We start from the raw sequence: 1,067 nt of genomic DNA, 5'->3' as shown, positions 1-1,067 counted from the left end.
CTGAGCTCTTGCTCTTTGACGAACCAACGTCAGCCCTTGACCCAGAGACTATTGGTGATGTGCTTGCTGTTATGCAAAACCTTGCCAAAGGTGGCATGAACATGGTGGTCGTAACCCACGAAATGGGCTTTGCCCGCAGTGTGGCTGACCGTATCATTTTCATGGCTGAAGGTCAAGTTCTTGTAGACACTACGGATGTGGATGGTTTCTTCGACAATCCAACTGAACCTCGTGCAGTTCAATTCCTTTCTAAGATTATCGACCACAACTCTGATCGTGTCCAAGTGGATGCCTAAGGAGGTTGCCTATGATTTTCAAAAAAATCTTACGTTACCTAACTGTTGCAAGCTTGGCAATTCTCACTATTTTTCTTATCTCGAGTCACAAGACTAAGGCGGAAGACACTAGTAAGCTTCTTGATAGTAAAGCAGTCCAAAAGATTGTTAAGCGAGGGACACTCAATGTCGGCGTGAAGCAAGACGTTCCTAACTTTGGTTACTATTCTGCTAAGACTAATACCTACGAAGGTATGGAAGTTGATCTTGCTAAGAAGATTGCTGATGAGTTAAAAGTTAAAGTGAATTATATCCCAGTAACGACGCAAACTCGTGAACCACTTATGGATAACGGTACTATCGACTTGCTTATCGCTACCTATACCATCAATGATGAACGTAAGGCTTCTTACGCCATCTCAACTCCTTACTACTATGACCAAATCGGTTTCTTGGTTCTTAAGGATTCAGGGATTAACAAAATCTCAGATTTGAATGGTAAGACTATCGGTGTTTCTCAAGGTGCGTCAACAAAGGCTGCCTTGCAGGAATATGCCTCAGCCCATAACCTTAAGTTCAACTACGTTCAACTCGGTTCTTTCCCAGAATTGGCTGTATCTCTTTATGCTCACCGTGTAGATGCTTTCTCAGTTGATAAATCTATCCTCTCTGGATATGAAAGCAAGAAAACTAAAACCTTAAAAGAAGGTTTCAAAACACAAGAGTACGGTATCGCCTCAAGCAAGTCTAACCAAGAATTGATTGATTATACCAACGATTTGATTGCTAAAT

General features: G+C 41.8%; 1 protein-coding gene and 1 pseudogene. Both read left to right on the top strand.

The genetic code is table 11. From position 1 onward, the window contains the following. A pseudogene (locus HMPREF2697_RS09845) lies at positions 1-296 on the top strand (amino acid ABC transporter ATP-binding protein); the annotation flags it as partial. An 11-nt stretch (positions 297-307) separates the two neighbouring features. After that, positions 308-1,067: transporter substrate-binding domain-containing protein (locus tag HMPREF2697_RS09840; RefSeq protein ID WP_070850546.1), on the top strand; the 760-nt coding region annotated here is incomplete at its 3' end.

The organism is Streptococcus sp. HMSC064D12, assembly GCF_001837205.1.
In the GTDB taxonomy this organism is placed as follows: domain Bacteria; phylum Bacillota; class Bacilli; order Lactobacillales; family Streptococcaceae; genus Streptococcus; species Streptococcus salivarius_D.
Note: the sequence above shows the minus strand (reverse complement) of the source record. Positions and strands in the feature narration are given on the sequence as shown.